This window comes from Bacillus sp. REN3 (genome assembly GCF_017912555.1).
Classification (GTDB): domain Bacteria; phylum Bacillota; class Bacilli; order Bacillales; family Cytobacillaceae; genus Mesobacillus.
Genome location: NZ_JAERSD010000002.1, coordinates 187581 through 208282, shown reverse-complemented (window position 1 = coordinate 208282; position 20702 = coordinate 187581). Strand labels below are relative to the sequence as shown.

The window sequence follows — 20702 nt, the reverse complement described above, 5'->3', positions numbered from 1 at the left end:
TTAAAGCGTCCTTCTGGCAAAATCCGTATGAGGATTACATAAACACGCATTCAGGGTAAAAGGGGAAGGAACAAGTTTAGTAATTTGGAGGGACCATTTTGGCGAACGAAGCACAGATTAAAAATAAACCTAAAAAAAATCAGCAAGAAAACGATAAAAAGACTAAGGGGAAAAATCAGGCTGATGAGCAGAGCCATAATAGCAAGAAAAACCCAAAGCCTGTAAAGAGCAAAGGAGAATCGAATCCAAAACAACCGGACAAGAAGAATGGCCAGCTTGATGAGAAAAATAATCATGCTGCCAATAAAAGAAGCCAAACCGATCCTGGTAATCATGAAAACCGTGACATAAAGCATAAGGAACAATCCGGCCGATTCGAGACCGCATTCAACAGGATCCATAAAGCGCTGAAAGAGATGGTAAGGGATACGGAAAGTGACGCGTTTGTCGAACTGCTATACGCGGGATATAAAAACCATTCCTTGATTCGCAAGTTCAAAAAAGAACTGCATCAGTTTGCAAAGCTCCGCAACGCAATCGTCCATGAAAGGGTGAACGCTGATTATTACATCGCTGAGCCTCATATCGAGGTAGTCGAGCGGATCGAGGGAATATCCAGGGAATTCGAGAAACCGCTGACCGCTCTATCTATCGCGACAAGCCCTGTATTCTACTATTATGAGGATGCTTACCTTAAGGATGTTTTGAAGGTCATCAATAAATTTGATTTTACGAGATTCCCGATCTATGACAAAGATGATCAGTATATTGCCCTTCTGACCGCAACGGAAATCATCCAGTGGATGGCCAGGCATTTTTCTGATAATGTCGTCCATTTTGAAGATGTACGTATAAGGGACCTGCTGACAGGAAAGAAGAAATACTATGTTACGTTTGTTCCGCAAACAGCTACCCTGTATGAAATTGAAGAGAAATTTGAGGACTACCATACAAGAGGGAAGAAGCTTCAGGCTGTTATCATTACTGAAAAAGGGGACCGCGGAGGAAAGCCGATTGGCGTTATCACTCCCTGGGATCTTCTCGATAGTGATGCAGCCGAGGACTGAAACGAACGTGCAAGGGATTATTTTCAATAAAAGTTTCATTGCTGTCGCATCGCCCCCTGCACTATACTGCATCTAGTATTATATGGAAATGATTGAGAGTGAAGACTGGCACCTTTTTTTTGAAAGAAAGCTACCAGCCAAAAACACCTCTTCTATTGTGGAAGAGGTTCTTTCTTTTTAAAAATATGGAAAAGAGGGTGAAGGGATTGACTGAAAAATTCGAGACGGAAGTTCTTCATGCGGCCCAAAGGAAATTGGGCGGAATAAAAAGCAAGTCGATGCCTATTTACCAGACATCCGCCTTTACCTTCAACGACCTTGATGAGCTTGAAGGCTTTTATCAGGGAGAGGGGAATTACTTGTATTCAAGGGTTGGGAACCCGAATACGGATGAACTTGGCCAGTCTGTAGCGGCGCTTGAGCATGCCCCTGATGGGGTTGCGGCGTCTTCCGGACTGGCGGCAATCCTTGCTGGCATTCTTGCCATCGCGAAGTCGGGAGACCACATTGTTGCCGCTGATGATGTCTATGGCGGAAGTTTTCATTTGTTAAAATCAGAACTTGAGCGCTTTGGGATCGGAGCGACTTTTGTCCCCTTCTCGGATTTAGGTAGGGTGGAAGCCGCTATCAAAGATCATACGAAAATCTTATATACAGAATCAATCACAAATCCGCTGCTGCGTACAGAGAACCTGGAGGCAGTCATCAGCCTGGCAAAAAAACGGAAGCTGGCAGTCCTCGTCGATAATACGTTTGCGACTCCGCTCCATGTACGGCCATTTTCGCTGGGCGCTGACCTTGTTGTCCACAGTGCGACCAAGTATATTGGCGGGCATAGCGATGTGACGTCCGGAGTCATCGTTGGCAGGAAGGACTTAATCGCTGAGGCGCGCTCAAGGATAGTGAATCTCGGGGCGAATCTAAGTCCGTTTGAGGCATGGCTTACATGCAGGGGCTTGAAGACGCTCGCTCTGAGGATGAAGGCCCAATCGGGCAATGCCAGGCTACTTGCCGAAAGGCTAAGAGAAAACGAGAATGTCGCAAAGGTTTATTACCCTTTTGATAAAGACGAAAAAGGCTACGGCGCCATCGTTACGATTGAGCTTGCTGTCCAGGTGGATACAGACGCATTTTTCAAATGCCTTGACTGGGTAAAGATGGTCCCGACTCTTGGAGGAGTGGAGACCACGGTCTCCCATCCGCTAAAGACGTCGCACCGGGCACTTCCGCCTGGCGTCCAGCAGGAACTGGGAATAACCTATGGCCTTGTCAGGATTTCTGTTGGCATCGAACATGCTGAAGATATTATCGCACAATTCGAAAAAGCTTTAACTTTGGCTAAGAAATGATTATAGATTAGCAGTTTAACAGGAGTGGATAGAGATGCGGGGGTTAAGGGATCTTTCTTTAAAAACAAAGGTTTTTACATTCTTCGGGTTATTGTTTGTCGTCTATGCTGCATCAACGATTTATAATTTCTTTTTGCTGAACCAGTTTGGCAGGAGTTCGGATCCGTCTGGGCTTATCTCCAAGAGCATTTATTCCACCGCGGCTGCTGGAACGGTTATTACGCTAGGATGCCTTGTGTTCATCACCATTCTTTTCAAGAATGTATTCAAGCCGATCGACCAACTGACGAAGGCGACCCAGAAAATTGTCCATGGAGATTTGACAGGGCAGCTGGAGAGTCAGTCGAATGATGAAATCGGCCAGCTGACTGCCCATTTCAACTCGATGATCAGCCAGTTAAGGTCATTAGTCGGGCAATGCCAGAAGAATACGGAAGTATTGCATGATTCAGCACGAATGCTTTATGGGCATTCCCAGGACCATCAGGGCGAAAGCAAGAAGATTGTCGCTTCCGTCAGCCAGGTTTCTGCAGGGGCAGAAAAGCAGCAGGAACATTCGCACAAGCTCGAAAGAATCATCCAGGATATGGCGGAAAGGATCGGCGAGATCGCCAACCTGGCAAACGGGATTGAAGGGATGTCAGCTGATAATGCAGTAAAAAGTGAAGCGGGCATGGTGCTGATCAGGGAGACGGGCAATCAGGTAGTGAATATGAATTCGATTACCGCGAAGGCAACATACGATGCTGAACAGCTCGCTGAAAAGACAAATAAGATTGATGACATTGTCAATCTTATTTCCGGGATCGCAAACCAGACGAACCTGCTGGCGTTGAACGCTGCGATAGAAGCCGCAAGGGCTGGTGAACAAGGAAAAGGATTCGCGGTCGTTGCCGGGGAAGTAAGGGCTCTGGCAGAGAAATCAATCAAGGCATCAAAGGAGATCCAGGAGACAGTCGTGGAGGTCCGGTCCGAAATCAAAAGACTGGCAGAAATCATTGCTGGCGGAAGGCTTGAAGTCGAAAAAGGAAGCAAACTGTTCGGTGAGGTCGAACTGCAGTATGAGGATATGCGCAACGGCGTGATTTCGATCCAGGAGGAGATTGGACGGGTCGCAAACGCAGCGTCAGAGATGGACAGGCAGACAGCAGAGCTGACTTCCATGAAGGAAGAAACTGCAGCGATTTTAAAAATGAACGGTACCGGCATTGACGAAATGGCTGCCGGGGTGGAAAAGCAGGGTGCTGCCATCATCGAAATCCTCCGGACAGCGGAAGGGCTGAAGGAAGTTTCTTCTGTCCTGAAGGCATCCGTGTCAGCATACAGGAACGCCTAGAACCAATAGACAATCATGTTTATGCCTTTTTTTAGCGGGTAATTTTAAAAAAGACTACTTGTCTAAAGGAGGCTTTAACTATGTTTGAACATGAAAAGCATCTTGTTGGAGTTTACGATACGGAAAACGAAGCAATCCAGGCAGTTGAAGATCTAAAGAGACAAGGCTATTCGACGGACGATATTTCAGTTGTCGGCAGGAATGAAGGAGAAGTCGATGAAATAAATGAGGCAACCGGTACGAAGACTGAGGAAGGACTTGCAGCAGGGGCTGCGACCGGCGGTGTATTAGGCGGCCTTACGGGATTGTTGGCAGGCATCGGCGCTTTGGCGATTCCCGGTGTCGGACCGATTGTCGCTGCAGGACCGATTGCGGCCACACTTACTGGCGCTGCCGTTGGCGCAGGAGCTGGCGGCTTGGCCGGTGCTCTGATAGGCATGGGCATTCCTGAAGAGGAGGCCGATCGCTACGAAGGCTATGTAAAAGAAGGCAAAATCCTTGTCGTCGTTGACCGCGACGAAGATCGAATCGGTGTGCCAGAGGACACAACTGGTGCGGGCGTTGACCGAACAAGAAACGCACCTGGAGGGACGGGCAATCTTGATCTTGCTGATTCGACGAACCCAGCAGGAGGCATGGGCGGTTTAGGCGCAGATGCCACAAGGAGTCCAGCAGATGCGCCCCTGACAAAGGACAACCCTGCTAATCCTAATTTTGATAACACAAGGGATTTTTAAATCGAATGAACGATTAAACAGGCTGCCGGCTTCGGCAGCCTTTCATTTTGGCCACTTTCGTGGATAAGGAAATTCGTTGTGATTTTCCATAGGCTTCAGCGATATAATCCCTTTTCCATGCACTTTCGAGCCAGCACTTCCATAAATCCCCGCCACCCATAGGGAAACCCCTGTCTTTCGGCCAAGTTCTTACCTACTTTTTTTTCCTCGTATCAAGCAACTCAATCCGCTCTGCATCTTCCGGTTCAAGAACAGAAGCAATGAAAAACAACAGGATTCCGCATAATAGTCCGAGACAAATGACATAGCCAATGGTCATTACCGATAAATAGGCCATGATCCGCATTCCTCCCTTGTTAAAAACTATATGCTGCGTTTGAATGAGGTTTTTGCGCAGGTAGAAAAAATCCAAGGTATAATTTTCATCCTATTCCTCATGCTAACAATCGAGGAGGAGTTCATTGATGACCAAAAAATGGATAGGGGCTTTGGCATTCCTGCTGTTCGCCTTGCCGGCGAGTTCCTTTGCGCAGCGGATTCACACTGTCCAGCCGGGCGATACTTTATGGGAAATTTCCGTGCATTATAAAGTCGATTTTCCAGAACTTGTTACTGTCAATCGGCAATTGGGGAATCCTGATTTGATTTATCCGGGCCAAACAGTGAAGATTCCTGATTTGAGTGCAGCGAAGATCGTGGGGAACGAAGTGATCGAACTGACAAATAAGGAAAGAGCCAAGCACGGGCTAAGACCGCTTATTCCTGACGGGCAGCTTTCAAAAATAGCAAGATATAAATCCGCTGACATGCGGGATGGGAAATATTTTTCACATAAAAGTGCAACCTATGGGACCCCTTATAAGATGATGAGGGACTTTGGCGTATCGTATAATAGCGCGGCTGAAAATATCGCCGCGGGACAGAGGACGGCCCACGAGGCCGTCCAGGCGTGGATGAACAGCCCGGCCCATCGGCGGAACATCTTGCATGGGACGTACACCCATGTTGGCGCCGGCTATGTATCGGGCGGGGAATACGGCCATTATTGGACACAGATATTGATAGCGAAATAATCTGAAAATGCCTGGGAAACAGGCATTTTTTTCTGTTTAAACACTTGGTTCTTGCTGGGCCTGCCGCCGTCTAAGCCTCAGGTCCTAGCCGAAAATCAAGCTCAGGCTCGTTATGGAATTTCGGTGCTGGAGGTAAGATGGAAACATAGAAAGGAGGAGTTTTGACAATGAAAAAATTTGGTTTGCTTGCTGCGGGAGGGATTGCGGCACTTGTGCTGATTTCAAACCTTGGACCGCTTATCGGCCTCGCTGTCAGTCTGCTGGTGCTGTACTTTATCCTGAAACAATTTTTAAAGGCTAATTCGACTGCTGCAAAAATCGCCTGGGGTATGGCCGGATTCATCATCCTGATGGCGACAGCCTCCAATGTGCCGGCCATCATTGGAATCGCGGCAGCCTATGTCCTCTACCTTGTATATAAGAATTGGGATAAGAAGGAACAGCCAGTAAGCAAAGAATATTATGATCCATTCATCAACTTTGAAAAACAGTGGGAACAATTAAAAAACAACTAAAGGAGAGAGAAAAATGAGCAATCTTTTCTCAAGAATCAAGGATACTGTGAAGGCAGACCTGCATGAAGTGCTTGACCAAAAAGAACGGAAAAACCCAATAGCCCTCCTGAACCAATATTTACGTGAAGCCGAGCTTGAAACAGAGAAGGTCCGCAAGCTGGTTGAGCGCCAAAACCAATTGAAAGACCAGTTCAGGCGCGAATACCATCAGGCTGTCGAGCTGGCAGAGAAACGCAAGTACCAGGCTGGAGTCGCAAATAAGGCGGGTGAGGCGGAACTGGAAGCATTCGCGTCCCAGGAGCAGGCTCAATATGAAGAAAGGGCAGCCCGGCTTCAGGAAGCGATGGTCCATGCTGGGGAACAGCAGCTTGAGCTGGAGCGGAAATATGAAGAGATGAAACATAAGCTTAAGGATATGCAGATCCGCCGTCTCGAATTGATGGGCCGTGAAAATGTGTCCCGCGCCAATCATAAAATGAATCAGGTACTTGATAACAATGATTTCTCCAACAAGGCTTACTCCAAGTTCACAGAAATGGAGACGTATCTTGATCATCTTGAGCATCAGGTAAACAGCTCCTACTATCGAAACACAATTGACGGCAGGATTGCCCAGCTCGAAAAGGAATTGAAAACAAAGGAAGCTTCAAATTCCTGAAAACCTGTTTAGCGCAGTCCCTCGAAAAATGCATGAAAAAGTAAGGGAACTCATACTTTTCCATGGCCAAAACATGGTATTCTAAAGAGGCGCGGACATCTGCGCCTTTTCGGATATCACGCGCAGGATTCCTCAACAATTATTTATCCTATTAATCATATACTGAAGGGAGGAGACGGGTGTGTTCAACAACTTTAAAAGTGATTATATAAGCTGGATTGTCCTGATTGGACTCGTCCTGCTTTTGCTTGAGGTATCTTTCTTCAATGAAGGCCTGATATTCTCCCTTCTTGCAAGCGGGGCAATGGTCTATTTTGGCCGTTCGCTGATGCCAAGGATGACTGGGAAGATCCTGTTCTGGGCAGGACTGTTCTTCTTCCTGAGCAGCGTGTTCAGCATGATGACCTTCAGGTTTTTCCTGCTCGCCGCACTGATTTACATCCTCTATCAATATGGCAAATCGAAAAAGAAACCCGAGGTGATTGTGCCAATTTTGGAAGAACCAGCCTCAGCAGAGGCACCTAAGGAAACGGTCGTCCAAAAACAGCCTTTGTTCGAGAACCGGATGTTCGGCCATCAGGCAACACCGCCGCATCCTTATGAGTGGAATGATGTCAATATCCAGACAGGAATCGGCGACACCGTCATCGACCTGAGCCTGACCGTCCTCCCGAAAGGTGAAACAGTCATTTTCATCCGCAATCTCATTGGCAATATCAAAGTGTTTGTGCCTTATGATCTTGAAGTGGTTGTCCGGCATTCCTCCCTCTTGGGTTCCGCGGAGGTTTTGGAACATGAGGAAGACAAGATCCTGAATCAAAGTCTGTATATCCAGACACCTGGATACGAGATGGCTGAACAAAAAGTGAAAATCTTCACTTCATCAGTGGTAGGGAATTTAGAGGTGAAGAGAATATGAGCGCGCTCATCCGCCAGATCGTATGGGGTTTAGCCTTGGGCATCATTTCATTCATTGCTTTGACTTTATCTTATTTTTTTGTGTTCCCGTCCCTGCAGCTTTCGGATCTGTGGAAAAAGGAACTGATGGATATCCCTTTCATCGTTTTTTCCTTCAGTTTCAGTGTTGTCCTCGGCCTTGTGTTCGGAACAGTCTCTGGCGTGTACTGGAGAAAGCAATTCGAGGCCGTCGACGCGTGGCTGTTCCAGCTGGCTGAAGGACAGAAGCCTGAAATCGATGCGAATCAGGCTGTCACCGAAGTCTCTTCAATCTCTTCAAGGATTGGTACGCTACATAAACAAATCACTGAGAAAGCCATGCTCTCTCAACGGCTGGCAACAGAAAAAGCGGAAGAGAAGGAATCGAGAATCCAGGAAATCATTTCACAGGAGCGGAACAGGCTTGCCCGCGAGCTGCATGATTCGGTTAGCCAGCAGCTGTTCGCCGCGTCGATGCTGATGTCGGCCATCAATGAAACGAAAGCACCCGCTGATGATCGGGAATCAAAACAGCTGAAGATGGTAGAGGAGATGATCCACCAGTCTCAGCTTGAGATGAGGGCATTGCTGCTGCACTTGCGGCCAGTTGCTCTTAAAGGGAAATGCCTGCAGGAAGGAATCGAGGAACTCTTGCTCGAATTAAAGCAGAAGGTAACGATGGAAATCAAGTGGAAGGTGGAGCCATTCCCATTGGATAAAGGAGTGGAGGACCATTTATTCCGCATCCTCCAGGAATCTGTATCGAATACCCTAAGGCATTCCAAAGCAAATCAGCTCGAGGTATTGCTGATCGAGCGGGATGATAATGTGATCATGAGAGTTGTCGATGATGGCATCGGTTTTAATGTCAAAGAGGCGAAAGCAGGATCCTATGGCCTTCAAAATATGCATGAGCGGGCAGGTGAAATCGGCGGTACGTTGAAGATTGTCAGTGTTGAGAAGAAAGGAACCCGGCTCGAAGTGAAGGTTCCAATTTTACATGCGGGTGGTGAAGACCATGATTAGAGTTGTTTTTGTCGATGACCATGAAATGGTGCGGATCGGTGTTTCTTCTTATCTCTCTGCACAGCCTGATATCGAGGTGGTTGGCGAGGCAGATAACGGAAAGGCGGGCGTGGAACTTGCGCTTAAGCTGCGCCCCGACATTATCCTGATGGATCTTGTCATGAAGGAAATGGATGGGATCGACGCTACACGGAAAATCATTGAAAAGTGGCCGGAAGCGAAAATTATTATCGTGACAAGTTTCCTTGATGATGAAAAAGTATATCCGGCTCTTGAAGCAGGAGCGACCAGCTATATGCTGAAGACTTCGAAGGCAAGTGAAATAGCCGATGCAGTAAGGGTCACATATTCAGGGCAACCAGTATTGGAGCCGGAGGTGACCGGGAAAATGATGATGAAGATGAGGCAAAGGAACACAATGCTGCCGCACGAAGAGCTCACCGAAAGGGAAATGGAAGTCCTGAAGCTGATTGCCGAAGGAAAGACAAACCAGGAAATCGCTGATGAGCTGTTCATCGCTTTAAAAACGGTCAAGACGCATGTGAGCAATATTCTAAGCAAACTCCAGGTGCAGGACCGGACCCAGGCTGTCATCTACGCGTTCAGGCATTCGCTTGTAAAATGAAGTCTATGTTAAATTTTGATTATTGATTTCTGCTCGGGGCACATCGTTTTCCGCGGGAGTGCTGGGAAGCCTTCCCCGGCGGGAAGGAATTCTCTGGTCACGCTGAAAATAATGGAAATCATCCACTTGCTTCAAAAGCAACAAATTTTTACGTAATGTCAACGAAAGGGAGGCAGGCAGGTATGCCTATAATGGATGGCTTTTTCGGTTTGTTTGGACTGTTTGGAGTGTTGATTTCCATAGGAATCCCAGTCACGGTGATCGTCCTATTCGTAATACTGGTGGCCAGCACAAAAAGGCAGGAAACGCTTCTGAATGAGATATTAGCAGAGTTGAAGAAAAGGGACCACTTATAATGCCATAAGAAAGGGGCCAATTAAATGGGCCCCTAAGTTTTTATTCGATTACATCCAGCTTGATGAGCATTTCGCTCAGTGCGATTGAGATGATTTCCTGTTCTCTATATTCACTCGGATATTTTGAAGCCCAATTTATATAAGGATTCTCAGCTAACTTTTCTTTAATCTTTTTGCACATCCAGAGCTGGTAATCGGATAGTTCAAGGTTTCTAAGCATGCTACCCACTCCTTCGTTATCCATTACCCGCCGAGGGGTTTGGATTAAACTCCCATAGAGGAAAAAATCCGGCCTTCATCAAACGTTTGATGAAATGAAAAACGAGAAAATGCTTGATTTAAACAGGCATAAAGATGAAATGAAAAACGAGAAAATGCTTGATTTAAACAGGCATAAAATTGTAAAATAAGAATGAATATTCAGCGAACGGAGGTGGGGAGAGATGATCAAGACTGTTTTTATGCGCGGATATTGGATTAAGTTCCTTTATTTTTGCCGTGCGGAATTTGCTATTGCAGCTGTCAACGGGATACGTATGCCCTTTTTTAACAGCTCAATATCAAAAACAAACGGTAGGATCATCTCTATTCCCGCATGAAGTGAAGTTATGCGAAGGAGGGGGCTACGTCCCCCTCCTTTTGTGTATTCATTGAATGGTAAGCCAGGGGCAGAGCTTTTTCTGCCTCTGGCTTTTTTTTGCGCGGAGGGGGTCAATAGGAGGATAAACCAATGATTATATGCAGTGTGGACCAGATAAGCAAAATGTACGGCGGCAATCTGATATTCCAGGATGTATCCTTTGAAATCAGCAAGAATGATCGACTTGGCATTGTGGGCAGGAACGGCTGCGGCAAGACGACATTGTTGCGTTTGGTTGCCGGGATTGAAGAACCGGACAATGGCGTGCTCCATTGGAAAAAAGGGCTGGAGATCGGCTATCTCGCCCAGGTTCCTATATATATGGATGGAATGAGTGTAAAAGACATATTATCAACCGCTTTTGCTGATTTGCTCTCCGTCCAACAAGAAATGAAGGCACTTGAAGAGGAAATGTCCAGAGCGGCGGAGAATTCAGTGAGGCTGGAGTGGATGCTTGGGAAATATGGTGCCCTTCAGGAGCAATTTTCCCTTGGGGACGGTTATGAAATGGATGCAAAGATTGTCCGGGTTGCGAATGGGCTTGGAATCGAGGATATGCTTGATTCCGATTTCAACAGCTTAAGCGGCGGTGAAAAAACAAAAGCGGGCCTGGCATTAAGCTTGTTGAGAACCCCGGATTTGCTTCTTCTTGATGAACCGACGAACCATCTTGATATCAAAGCAGCGGAATGGCTTGCGGAATTTTTGCTTGCCTACGAGGGGACAGTTGTGATCATTTCGCATGACCGCTATTTTCTTGATGAAACAGCGACGAAAATCCTTGATATGGAAGATGGCGAGATTGAACTTTATCATACAAACTTTTCTGGCTATGTAAAGGAGAAAGAAGAAAAACTGCTCCGTGAGTTCCAGGCGTATGAGGAACAGCAAAAGAAAATCAAAAAGATGAAAGAAGCGATCAAGCAGCTGCGGGACTGGGCTAATCGTTCCAATCCGCCTAGTTCTGCGCTCCACAAGCGGGCGACGAATATGGAAAGGGCGCTGGCCAGAATGGAAAAACTCGACCGTCCGATCCTGGACAGAAAGAAAATGGGCCTGGAGCTGGAGGCGGGCAGCCGCAGCGGCAAAGAGGTATTGTCCATCAAGGAAGCGGGGATGGCTATTGGGAAGAAGCATCTCTTCAATGGATTGAATCTCCATTTGTTATACAAGGAAAGGGCGGCGATTGTTGGCGGCAATGGTTCCGGGAAAACGACGCTGTTGAAACTCATCATGGGAGATCTATCCCCAGACAGGGGAGAAGTGAAAATCGGCAGCGGTGTAAAAATAGGCTATCTATCCCAACATGTAGGGTTTTCGGCCAGCAAAGGAGATACAGTGCTTGACGTTTTCAGAAGTGAGGTCATCATGAATGAAGGGGAAGCAAGGAATATTCTCGCCGGTTTCCTGTTTTACGGTTCGGCTGTGTATAAAAAGGCATCCCAGCTGAGCGGCGGTGAGAGGATGAGGCTGCGCCTGGCACAGTTGATGCACCAGGATCTCAACTTCCTGATCCTTGACGAGCCGACCAACCACCTGGATATTGACTCACGGGAAGTGCTTGAAACAGCATTGGAAGGCTTTTCCGGGACACTCCTCGCTGTTTCCCATGACCGCTATTTCCTGAACAAGTTGTTTAATAAAATATATTGGCTCGAAAACGGCGAGCTTTCAGGGATTGAAGGAAACTACGACCGCGCCAGGGTGAAGATGGCTGAGAAAAGAAAGGAAGGAGAGAGGCCCCGTCAGGATCCAGCCATTCCAGCTGGGAAGAAACCGATATCCCCTCCTGCGAGGGTGCCAGCTGGGTCCCCGGCTCCCTTTCCAGAAGAGAAGCTCATGGAGAAAATAGAAGCTGTCGAAAGGGAAATTGCCCTGCTCCAAAACCAGATGGCGGAAGCAGAACAGCTTGGTGAATTACAAACGCTCTACCTCGAAAAAACCAACCTTGATAAAGAACGGGATGAACTTTATTCAATGCTTGATGAGATTTCCTGATGGCTGTGTGGAGAACTGCTTTGATGGGCAGTTCTCCCGATTGTAAAAAGCCATGCGGAGACGTACATGTACGGTTACCTGGGAGAAGTACCCTTGATATGCCAAAAGGGCAGCTTCACGGAAATCCGTTCAGCGACTGGCTTTCTATCCCCTTTTGTACTCCTTGATCGGTAAGAAAATGGACTTTTGCCTCTGCTTGTCTCATACACTAGTAAAAGTAAACAAGGTAGGGAGCGGAGCTATGAATACATTTTTTAAAGGATTATCCATCCTTGTGATCGCCAATTTCCTGGGAGAAGTAATTGAATTCATGGTGAATATGATTCTTGCCAGGGAGCTTGGGGAAAGCGGGCTTGGCCATTACATGACGATTTTGCCGACTATTTTTCTGATCATGATGCTGGCAAGCTTCGAATTGCCGGTTTCCATTTCCAAGCTTGTTGCGGAAAAGGATGAGCTTTATCATCGAAGCATGATCCGCCATGCCGTCAGGATGGCGTTGATTTTCACTACTGTCCTGTTTATTTTGGCAGCCATTGCGGTCCCGGCCATACCTGCATTTGGGCATTACCATCCTTTGCTGAAGTGGATCGTTATATCGCTGATTCCAGTGATGACGATATCCGCCATTGCCAGGGGTTTTTTTATGGGAAAGCAGCAGATGGGCAAAATCGCGGTTTCCCATTTCCTGCGCCGCATCGTCCAGCTAGGTTTATTGACTGTTGTCTTTCAATTTTTTGAATTCGGGAGTGCGGCTGCATTGCTGGTCGCTTTTTGCACTCTCGCCGGGAGTGAGCTTGTCGTTTTCCTTTATTTATTGCACTTATTCATTGTCACCTATCAGAAAATCAGGAGGGTTCCTGGGAAGCCGATGAGCGGCAGGGAGGTCAGGGAAAGCCTTGCGGCGGTTTCAGTCCCGACTACCGGATTGCGGATCTTCCATGCCCTCACGCATGCGGTCCAGCCATTCCTGATAAAGGCGGCGGTCATAACGGCAGGCTTCTCTCCGGATATGGCGACAGAACATTTTGGGATGCTCGCTGGTGTGGCCATGACGATCGGTTTTTTCCCGGCATTCATTGCGCACTCATTTTTAATCGTCTTGATTCCGACTGTTTCGAAAGCGTACGCGGAAAAAGATTCATACAAGCTGCAGCGATTACTGCAGCAGGTCATGATGCTGACAATTTTATATGGGCTGCCATCTGTCACCGTGTTTTATTTTCTCGCAGAGCCGTTGACAACGACTTTCTTTCACTCCGGGGAGGCAGCCTTCTATGTGCAGATGCTTGCACCGTATTTCCTGTTCCATTACTTTACGATTCCTTTGCAAGCCTATTTAATAGGGCTGGGATTGATAAAGGATGCGTTCATCCATACTGTCTGGGCTACAATCGTTTCTTTTTCATTGATCTATTTTATTGGTTCCCGGCCAGGCTGGGGAATGGACGGTGTGATCATAGGCATGAATGCCGGCAGTCTCGTTGTGCTTTTATTGCATTACTTGACAATATGCAAAAAGATTGGCATCCATTGGCTTGCCAAAAGTGAGCTCCGGGATTCACATTTTTGACGGCAGAAAAAGGGTTCTTGTCCCTCTCCGGAGAACTACATGGAGGAAACGAATTTTGATTAGGAGTGATGTTGTGAAGAAAACATTGCGCGGACATCATCTCCTCTGTGTGCACGGATTTAGAGGGATGGGGTACAGTCCTGGTTTTGTGGAAAGAATGAAGGACATCGTCACAGATATAAGGAAACCGAATCTGGATTTTCCCATCAAAGTCGTGGCCGCATTCGATGATGCCTGTATGGCGTGCCCGCATCGGGGACTGGAAGTATGTGAAGCGTCAGAAGGGTCGAACGATCATGTTCTGTCCATGGACGGAAAAGTCATCCGCCATTTGGGCCTTGCGCCGGGGAGCAGTTACTTGAAATCGGAGCTTATCAGTCTCACTGCTGAAAAAGTGGAACCCGACGACCTGGACGAACTTTGTGAGAACTGTTCCTGGCTGCCATATGGCGTATGCAAAGAAGGGATTGCTGAATTGCGCAAACGCAAATGAAAACGGTGACTGACCTTGGCGTTTCATACCTAAAACTGCCAGGGTCAGTCACCGTTTCCGTTTTTCGCTTCCAATCTTTCCTCGATCAAGGAATTGCGTCCATATACGATGATCCTGTCTCCAGGTTCGAGTTTGGATTGCCCGGCTTTGTGGCGGATGTTAACGTCTCCTCTTTTAATGAACAGGAGGAGAAGATCGTCTTCATCGTCGATGATTTCTTTGAAGGTCTTCCCGACGAACGGGGATTCTTCCCTGATTGAAATCTCCCTTACCTCATCATCGTCCTCGAGGAGCAGGACGTCCGAGATGGGAAGATCAGCCAGTTCATAATATTCTTTTATTTCCTTCTTCAGTTTTTTCCCTAAGCGTTTTTGCAAAAAAGGCGCCCGTACGATCAATAAAAGGACAATGAGCGCTGCAGCGATATATGCGATTTCCATCGTGTAAAAACTATCTGTAAGAAGGTTGCTGATCGCCGAAATGATGACAGCAAGGGAGAATGCACCAAACAGAATCAAAAAAGCACCCAATCGCCTCCTGACTGGGTGGTCGATGATCAGTTCAGATTCACCGGTCGTGAAGCCGGTTCCGGTAAGCATCGATATGACCTGGAATTGGGCAACCTTCCGTTCGAGGCCTGTCATGACGAAGATGGTAGTATTGATTTCAATGACTGCCAGGACAATCAACAAATAAACAAATATGAATAAAATGCCCATTTCCTCCCGCCTCCCAGAACGTATCTAACCCTATTATTCCGTTCCAGGGTTAAAATCAAACAAAAATAGTCCGGGGAAGGCTTCCCCGGATATCTTTATCGCTGTTCTTGAAGATTCTCGTTGTAGTAGTTGACTCCGTACATTGATCCTTCGCTGACCATCTTGTTGTCTTCCACGTCAAGTGGATCAGGATTCCCTGCTTTTTGTACAGGAATCACTTCCTGCTTTCCGGATGGCATGATCTTATCCTTCATCTGTGTTGCCATGTTGCTGATTTTCGTTCTATTTTCAGGTTTCATTGCCATCCATACTGCAGCAGCTCCAACTCCTAGCATGACAGCTGATTTCATTGGGCTTCTTTGCATGGTTATTACCTCCTGGAATGAACTCTCTAAAAGAGTATTCGAGGCTTTTCGTACTGCCTCGTATATCATCTTTACCCGGAATTGAAAAAATAAAAACATCTTTACACTGGCAGGAGAGGAAAGGATTAGCAGCAGCTTGTTTCAATCCTGTGTGTTTTGGGAAGATTATCTTTAATGAGAACGAGGAAAGGCATGAGACCGATGAAACAATCTTTCAATGATGAAAAGTGGCTTTGGTATGAGGTTGCCGAGGATGAAACCAGTGAGTTGGAGGAAATTGTCTCCAAGTATTCCGGCTGCCGGCAGCTTGTGGTGGATATCAAAAGCAAAAACACCAATTTCCTTCAGCTGAATACTGAAACGCACGGACAAGAGTATATATGGGGATCTCTCATCTATAGACAAGACATCAATATAAAGGATGAAAACAGTATTTTCCACTTTTATGTATCAAAGGAATTTTTCCTGACGATTGGCTTTGATTTCAGTTTGCTGAAGCAATCTGATCCAGACGCCGTCCTCAGGAAAATGGATCAGGCAGAGGACGGGATAGAAGGATTTTTTATTTTGCTCGGAGAAATCCTGACAAATTATTTATTCAGAATCGACGAGTATGAAGAACGTCTTCATGATTTGCTGTGGAGGATGAAAGAGCAGAATAAGCGGGAGATACTGGAGAAAATTTATGAAAATCGGCATGAACTGCTGACATGGAAAAACCTATTGATTCCCGTTACGGAAATCAAACTGATCGCTGAAGAAGCATTCAGCAGCAAAATCAAAGAGCAGCCGGAATTCAGCAGGGTAGCGACAAGGCTGGAACGGGCAAGGATCCTTGTGAAGGATTACCAGCAGGAAATCGACACAATGATCAATCTGGAAGAAGTGGTATCGACCCATCGCGGAAACGAAATCATGAAGACACTAACGGTGATGACAATCCTGTTCACGCCTGTCATGGCCTGGGGAGCATTGTGGGGCATGAACTTTAAAGCAATGCCTGAGCTGGAATGGAAGTCGGGTTATGTAATTGCCCTGATCATCATTATCGTTTCGACATTCGGCTTGTATTTTTACCTGAAGATGAAAGGCTGGATCGGCGATATCCTGCATAGCAAAAAGAAAGGCTCGTTTTTTGACTGATTGAAAAAATCGCCCTTATCATTCCAAGGGCGATTTTCATGTTATTCTGCCAACTTTACCAGCATATGTGCCAGGGCATGCTGTTCCTCTTCCGTGCCAACCTTCCAAAGTTCCTTCAACAGCTGTTCTTCGCGGTTGCGCGGTTCCACTTTATCCGCAAGATAGTCTGCTACCTTCTGCGCAGTGTTCGCAAGCTGTTCTTCATTCAAACCCGCAGTCTTTCCAAGCTGGATGCGCTTGCTGAGATAGCTTCTGAACTCATCAAAATCTCCAAGGATTGCGTCTGCCCGATCGCGGTCTTCAATGTTTCATCCACCTTACTTGTATCGACTTCTCCATCTTTATGAATCATATGATCTTTTTCCATCATAAAACCTCCTTTTCAAAGATAGTATTTAAATATCCATTATGGGAATGGCTAAACAAAACTCAGCACATCGGAAACTTCCATCGTTATGATCGATTAAAAAAGGCGCAAGCCATCTGGCCTGCACCTTTTTTAAGTCCAAAAATGGACGATGGGAGGAGTATTTCAAGCATTGAGGTTTCATCCTCATTGGGGCCAATCGATTTTAAGTATATCGATTTAAGACCAGCGTGCCATTGGAGAGCAGCGCGAATCTTCCCCCACTAACAAAGCCAATGACGTATTCCGAAGTCGCCGTGAAGTTTTCCAACTTGACCAGTCCCTTCCGGTTGTATTGGCCAAAACCCTATGTGTCAATTTGCGCCTTTCCTACACTCTCTGGGGTCAATCGATTTTAAATCCATCGATTTAAGACCAGCGTGCCATTGGAGAGCAGCGCGAATCTTCCCCCATCAACAAAGCCAATGACGTATTCCGAAGTCGCCGTAAAGTTTTCCAACTTGACCAGTCCCTTCATCTTGTATTGGCCTTAAACCAAGGGGTTCGCTGGAGTACTCGATACGTGCCTGTGATTGTGTAAGCTGGATTCAATCGATCTCAACTATATCGATTCAGGACCAGCGTGCCCTGGGACAGGCGCGCAAATCTTCCTCCAGTTGCAGAGCCAATGACGGTTTCTGAAGTCACTGCAAAGTGTTTCACTTTGTACCAGTCCCTTCTGTGTTGTATTGGCCTTGCACTCTTCATTTACCCGGATGGAATAGTGGAAAACCCCATAAACTCCCAAAAGAATTGGAATTAATGGAAAATTATGAGAATAGTTGAATGAAGTGATCAGGAAAGACTTTTATGTTTTTAAGAGTAAAGCTAAAAGAAAGACAAGTGTCCGCTTTCGAAGCTCTATTGATTGGAATGGCAGAAACAAGGGGGACATATAGAAGATGGCGCATGGCGAAATAAGAAAAAGCAGCCCATGGCGAGCTGCCTTTAAGGAAAACACATTAATCCCTGCTTGATAACACCCCGAAAAAGCGGAGGATGTAAAGGAAAAGATTGATGAAATCGAGATACAGATTTAGAGCCATCAACGGGACTTCGGCCGGGTTCACACCATAATGCTTCATGCGATTGAAGTCGAATAAGACATATCCGCTGAACACCATGATGCCGATGAACGAGTAAGCGAGCATCCCAGTTGAGCTGAGCGGCCAGAAAATATTGAATATGCTGATTGCGATTAAGGCGAGCAAGGCGGCCATCAGCATTCCGCCAAGGAAGCTCAGGTCTCGTTTTGTTTTCGTGGCGTAAATGGCCAAGCCGGCAAACACGACAGTCGTCGTGCCGAGTGCGTTCAGGACGACATTGGCACCTGCTGTCGCGACATAATGGGCAATCGCTGGATAAAGGGTGATTCCTGAAATGAATGTAAAAGCGTATAAAAATGTATAGGAAATGGCTTTTCTTTTACGTAAAAAAAACATGCTAAGAAGCATGACCACTTCCACGATGACAAGTGGCAGGAACAATGCAGGCGGAACAAACACGCCGGTCATGGTGCCGATGAACGCAATGGCCAGCGAAAGCGCAAAGGTGCGCATGACGGATGGCATCAATTGATTTTCTGAATAAGCATACATTCAAATTTTCACCTCGTGATATATTTGGATATGTATACGGGTGACAGGTTTAATAGGTTTCATTCTGGCGGTTATTTTCTTTCAATAAATCACGGATCTCGACCAAAAGCTCTTCTTTTACATCTGGAACTGGCTCAGCAGCCTGTTCTTCCTCCTTCTGCCTGAAGCGGGATATCAGCTTGATGAACACAAAGATGGCGAAGGCAGTAAGGAAAAAATCGACCACTGTCTGAATGAAGTTGCCATATTCGATCGTCTTATATTTTAGATTCGTGAAATCCGCATCAAATGAGACTAGGCCAACAATCGGCATGATGATATGATCCACGAGAGAGCTTACGATTTTTCCGAAAGCAGCCCCGATGATGACCCCGACTGCGAGGTCAAGTACATTCCCTTTAAGGGCAAATTTCTTGAATTCTTCCCACATTGAACAAATACCTCCAACAAAATGATTTTCTTTACTATTTTGGTAGAATACCAGGAAAAAAGCAAGGTTTTTATGAGCACCGTAAAATGAAAGCAATTATGACAATTAACGGCTGTTTTTTAAAAGTTCCATCCATTCACTGGATCAGCCGCATTTTCAATGCCTTTACGGCTGCTTCGGTGCGGTTTTTGGCGTCAAGTTTCTGGATGATGGCGGAGATGTAATCCCTGACGGTATAGCTGCTGAGATGAAGGATTTCAGCAGCTTCACTGATGGATGCGCCTTCAGCGATAAGTTTCAGGACTTCACGTTCCCTGTTGGTCAGGATCGCACGCTGCTCGCCAAACAACTGGATCGCGTCATCCCAGTACTGATTCAGCAGTTCGCCTCCGTATTGGCCGAATTTGATGAGGGCGGTCAGAGTCTGGTTGCTCACGCTAAAAACAGTGTTCTCCCCGCGGTCAAGGATCGCCAGCCCAATCAGCCTGTTTTCGGAAGGAACATAGATAGGCAGCACAACAAGCGACTTAAGGCTATATTCGCGAACATATTTATCCGGCAACACTTCAGCGGCATCTTCGATAAAAATAGGCTTTGCATGGCAGAAATGCTTCAAATACTTCCTAAGCAGGGGAAATTCAGCGATGCTTTCCTTGATCTGCTGGACTGAACTGCTGTTTACATTCTCAGCATGGACACCTACACCGCTGTGCTCACCTGGAGAATAAATGAACAAGGCACAGCGGGAGAAGGGCAGATAATCAACGAGTCCCCTGGTGATCATCTTGACTGCTTCGGATGCGCTTTGTGAATGGATGAGGCGCTGCTGGAACAAAAGAGAGGCATCCTTCCATTCAAGTTCGTTCTCGAGATGGCTAAGTTTCATTTGTTTTAAATACATTTTGCGCAGCGATTCGATTTGCTCATCCGTTACTTTGGCTGCCTCTTCCTTTACAGAAATCATCAATGTTTCATTCGGGCAAGGTACCGTGACAATCTGGGGTTTGCGTTCACCGGGAGTCAATAACCGGGAAAGGGCGACTGACAGGTGCTCCTCGCTGCCAGCCTGCAGCCCCTCACACATGCTGATGATCTGTTCATTGATCCCGGCTTCACCGGAACAAACGACCTTGCTGACTTTCGCCTCTGATTTTTCATGCCTGATGACGGCTGCCCAATTTCCCGGGATGGCCCGAAGCGAAAGCATCATCCGCAGCCATTTATCATCCTGGCTTTCAAGCTGCTGGGTATGCAAAACCTTGTCGATGATTCTCGTGAAAAAGACCTGGATAGCCTGGTGGTCGAGGAAGCTTGCGTCGCGCTCATTTAGTGCTTTATGAAATAAGTTCTCGATTGCGCTGATTAAAAAAATCCCTTCGACGTCATCCATGAATACAGGGTTTTTCCTCTGCCATTCGTGAATGAGCAATAAAATGAAATCATTGGACGTTTCATAGGTGGCCTTCGAAAGTTGGCCGAAGCCGAAAATGATCATTTTATCAAATTCCGAGACTAGTTCGATTGGCCAGGCATTCAGGTTTTTTTTGAAGCCAGTCCATTCCTTCAGGAAAGATTGCTCACATTCTTTTATAAGAAATAACCCCTTGATTGCCAATTCTTCGATTTTATGTTCCATCAGCCCACCTCCTTTTTTTTTCC

25 protein-coding genes and 1 pseudogene are annotated in these 20702 nt (G+C 46.5%); 17 read left to right on the top strand and 9 right to left on the bottom strand.

Going from position 1 to position 20702, the window contains the following annotated elements:
* Window positions 1-98 precede the first annotated feature (98 nt).
* The 5 genes and pseudogenes from JJQ88_RS02505 to JJQ88_RS02490 all read left to right on the top strand — a co-directional run bounded on the left by JJQ88_RS02505 (window position 99) and on the right by JJQ88_RS02490 (window position 4489).
* Window positions 99-1067: a CBS domain-containing protein gene (locus JJQ88_RS02505; RefSeq protein ID WP_246860884.1), complete on the top strand. Its 969-nt coding sequence runs from the start codon at window positions 99-101 to the stop codon at window positions 1065-1067.
* 206 nt (window positions 1068-1273) lie between these two features.
* A complete protein-coding gene (locus JJQ88_RS02500) occupies window positions 1274-2416 on the top strand; it encodes a trans-sulfuration enzyme family protein (protein WP_246860883.1) in 1143 nt (380 codons plus the stop codon).
* Between the two features lie 34 nt (window positions 2417-2450).
* Window positions 2451-2807: pseudogene (locus JJQ88_RS21790) on the top strand (HAMP domain-containing protein); the annotation flags it as partial.
* Window positions 2802-3752, top strand: coding sequence for a methyl-accepting chemotaxis protein (locus tag JJQ88_RS02495; protein ID WP_481748273.1), 951 nt, complete (start codon window positions 2802-2804; stop codon window positions 3750-3752). The pseudogene JJQ88_RS21790 and the gene JJQ88_RS02495, both read left to right, overlap by 6 nt.
* Before the next feature lie 80 nt (window positions 3753-3832).
* On the top strand, window positions 3833-4489 hold the full coding sequence (locus tag JJQ88_RS02490) for a general stress protein (RefSeq protein ID WP_210364149.1): 657 nt from the start codon (window positions 3833-3835) through the stop codon (window positions 4487-4489).
* Window positions 4490-4682: 193 nt separating this feature from the next.
* Here the strand turns inward: JJQ88_RS02490 and JJQ88_RS02485 are convergent, their stop codons facing one another.
* On the bottom strand, window positions 4683-4826 hold the full coding sequence (locus JJQ88_RS02485) for a hypothetical protein (protein WP_210364148.1): 144 nt from the start codon (window positions 4824-4826) through the stop codon (window positions 4683-4685).
* 127 nt (window positions 4827-4953) lie between these two features.
* Here JJQ88_RS02485 and safA point away from each other — a divergent pair, with 127 nt between their 5' ends.
* The 7 genes from safA to JJQ88_RS02450 all read left to right on the top strand — a co-directional run bounded on the left by safA (window position 4954) and on the right by JJQ88_RS02450 (window position 9678).
* Window positions 4954-5562, top strand: coding sequence for a SafA/ExsA family spore coat assembly protein (gene safA / locus JJQ88_RS02480; RefSeq protein ID WP_210364147.1), 609 nt, complete (start codon window positions 4954-4956; stop codon window positions 5560-5562).
* A 167-nt stretch (window positions 5563-5729) separates the two neighbouring features.
* On the top strand, window positions 5730-6077 hold the full coding sequence (locus JJQ88_RS02475) for a lmo0954 family membrane protein (protein WP_210364146.1): 348 nt from the start codon (window positions 5730-5732) through the stop codon (window positions 6075-6077).
* Window positions 6078-6090: 13 nt separating this feature from the next.
* Complete coding sequence (locus tag JJQ88_RS02470) at window positions 6091-6735, top strand: PspA/IM30 family protein (protein WP_210364145.1); 645 nt, start codon at window positions 6091-6093, stop codon at window positions 6733-6735.
* Window positions 6736-6916: 181 nt separating this feature from the next.
* Window positions 6917-7654 (top strand): cell wall-active antibiotics response protein LiaF, encoded by a 738-nt coding sequence (gene liaF / locus JJQ88_RS02465; protein WP_210364144.1) that lies wholly within the window; start codon window positions 6917-6919, stop codon window positions 7652-7654.
* Complete coding sequence (locus JJQ88_RS02460) at window positions 7651-8697, top strand: sensor histidine kinase (RefSeq protein ID WP_210364143.1); 1047 nt, start codon at window positions 7651-7653, stop codon at window positions 8695-8697. The genes liaF and JJQ88_RS02460 overlap by 4 nt, the downstream gene beginning before the upstream one ends.
* Window positions 8690-9322, top strand: a complete 633-nt coding sequence (locus tag JJQ88_RS02455; protein WP_210364142.1) for a response regulator — start codon at window positions 8690-8692, stop codon at window positions 9320-9322. Before JJQ88_RS02460 ends, JJQ88_RS02455 begins: the two co-directional genes overlap by 8 nt.
* A gap of 182 nt (window positions 9323-9504) precedes the next feature.
* On the top strand, window positions 9505-9678 hold the full coding sequence (locus JJQ88_RS02450; protein WP_210364141.1) for a hypothetical protein: 174 nt from the start codon (window positions 9505-9507) through the stop codon (window positions 9676-9678).
* Between the two features lie 40 nt (window positions 9679-9718).
* Here the strand turns inward: JJQ88_RS02450 and JJQ88_RS02445 are convergent, their stop codons facing one another.
* A complete protein-coding gene (locus JJQ88_RS02445; protein WP_210364140.1) occupies window positions 9719-9898 on the bottom strand; it encodes a hypothetical protein in 180 nt (59 codons plus the stop codon).
* Between the two features lie 241 nt (window positions 9899-10139).
* Between JJQ88_RS02445 and JJQ88_RS21410 the strand changes: the two genes are divergently transcribed.
* The 4 genes from JJQ88_RS21410 to JJQ88_RS02430 all read left to right on the top strand — a co-directional run bounded on the left by JJQ88_RS21410 (window position 10140) and on the right by JJQ88_RS02430 (window position 14382).
* A complete protein-coding gene (locus JJQ88_RS21410) occupies window positions 10140-10277 on the top strand; it encodes an RAxF-45 family protein (RefSeq protein WP_481748272.1) in 138 nt (45 codons plus the stop codon).
* A 131-nt stretch (window positions 10278-10408) separates the two neighbouring features.
* The gene (gene abc-f / locus JJQ88_RS02440) at window positions 10409-12316 is read left to right on the top strand and encodes a ribosomal protection-like ABC-F family protein (RefSeq protein WP_210364139.1); all 1908 of its coding nucleotides are present in this window, start codon (window positions 10409-10411) and stop codon (window positions 12314-12316) included.
* Between the two features lie 241 nt (window positions 12317-12557).
* Window positions 12558-13889 carry a polysaccharide biosynthesis protein gene (locus JJQ88_RS02435; RefSeq protein WP_210364138.1) on the top strand — a complete coding sequence of 444 codons (1332 nt, stop codon included), beginning with the start codon at window positions 12558-12560 and terminating at the stop codon, window positions 13887-13889.
* Between the two features lie 127 nt (window positions 13890-14016).
* Window positions 14017-14382, top strand: coding sequence for a DUF1284 domain-containing protein (locus JJQ88_RS02430; RefSeq protein ID WP_210364241.1), 366 nt, complete (start codon window positions 14017-14019; stop codon window positions 14380-14382).
* Between the two features lie 44 nt (window positions 14383-14426).
* Here the strand turns inward: JJQ88_RS02430 and JJQ88_RS02425 are convergent, their stop codons facing one another.
* Window positions 14427-15101 (bottom strand): TrkA C-terminal domain-containing protein, encoded by a 675-nt coding sequence (locus tag JJQ88_RS02425; protein ID WP_210364137.1) that lies wholly within the window; start codon window positions 15099-15101, stop codon window positions 14427-14429.
* Window positions 15102-15196: 95 nt separating this feature from the next.
* Window positions 15197-15466 (bottom strand): hypothetical protein, encoded by a 270-nt coding sequence (locus JJQ88_RS02420; protein ID WP_210364253.1) that lies wholly within the window; start codon window positions 15464-15466, stop codon window positions 15197-15199.
* Window positions 15467-15658: 192 nt separating this feature from the next.
* On the opposite strand from JJQ88_RS02420, the gene JJQ88_RS02415 reads away from it, so the two are divergent.
* Window positions 15659-16609 (top strand): magnesium transporter CorA family protein, encoded by a 951-nt coding sequence (locus JJQ88_RS02415; RefSeq protein WP_246860882.1) that lies wholly within the window; start codon window positions 15659-15661, stop codon window positions 16607-16609.
* 41 nt (window positions 16610-16650) lie between these two features.
* Here JJQ88_RS02415 and JJQ88_RS21785 read toward each other — a convergent pair whose 3' ends face one another.
* From JJQ88_RS21785 to JJQ88_RS02395, 5 genes are all read right to left on the bottom strand, one after another.
* Entirely contained in the window at window positions 16651-16842 is a 192-nt protein-coding gene (locus JJQ88_RS21785) for a DUF3243 family protein (protein WP_481748271.1), read from the bottom strand.
* Entirely contained in the window at window positions 16815-16976 is a 162-nt protein-coding gene (locus JJQ88_RS21780; protein WP_481748267.1) for a hypothetical protein, read from the bottom strand. The genes JJQ88_RS21785 and JJQ88_RS21780 overlap by 28 nt, the downstream gene beginning before the upstream one ends.
* A gap of 1001 nt (window positions 16977-17977) precedes the next feature.
* Window positions 17978-18613 carry a Bax inhibitor-1/YccA family protein gene (locus JJQ88_RS02405; RefSeq protein WP_210364136.1) on the bottom strand — a complete coding sequence of 212 codons (636 nt, stop codon included), beginning with the start codon at window positions 18611-18613 and terminating at the stop codon, window positions 17978-17980.
* A 49-nt stretch (window positions 18614-18662) separates the two neighbouring features.
* Entirely contained in the window at window positions 18663-19043 is a 381-nt protein-coding gene (mscL, locus tag JJQ88_RS02400; RefSeq protein WP_210364135.1) for a large-conductance mechanosensitive channel protein MscL, read from the bottom strand.
* Window positions 19044-19179: 136 nt separating this feature from the next.
* On the bottom strand, window positions 19180-20679 hold the full coding sequence (locus tag JJQ88_RS02395; RefSeq protein WP_210364134.1) for a LuxR C-terminal-related transcriptional regulator: 1500 nt from the start codon (window positions 20677-20679) through the stop codon (window positions 19180-19182).
* Window positions 20680-20702: the final 23 nt, after the last annotated feature.